Source organism: Burkholderia sp. BCC1644, from assembly GCF_902833225.1.
Taxonomy (GTDB): domain Bacteria; phylum Pseudomonadota; class Gammaproteobacteria; order Burkholderiales; family Burkholderiaceae; genus Burkholderia.
In genome coordinates this window covers 1-319 of sequence record NZ_CADFEI010000083.1, presented here as the reverse complement: position 1 = coordinate 319, position 319 = coordinate 1, and the positions used below count along the sequence as shown (strand labels likewise).

The 319-nt window shown below is 64.9% G+C and carries 1 pseudogene; it reads left to right on the top strand.

Annotated elements, in window-relative coordinates:
• Nucleotides 1-319 (top strand): annotated as a pseudogene (locus tag HWX87_RS37825) (DUF802 domain-containing protein); the annotation flags it as partial.

Here is a 319-nt window from a genome sequence, read left to right as displayed (position 1 = left end):
TCGAGCAACGCTCGACCGATTTGCTGTCGACGATCCGCGATTCGCACACGGGCCTTCAATCGCAACTGGCGGCGCGCGACGAAGAACGCCTGTCGGCGTGGAACGACTCGCTGGCCGCGATGGCCGCGAAGCTCGGCGACGAATGGCAGCGTGCAGGCGTGCATAGCGCGGGCCGTCAGCAGGAAATCTGCGATGCGCTTGCACAAACGACGCGCGACCTGACCACACAGGCGTCGACCTTCGAACAACGTTCGAACGACCTGCTGTCGACGATTCGCGATTCGCACACGGGCCTGCAGACGCAACTGGCCGCGCGCGA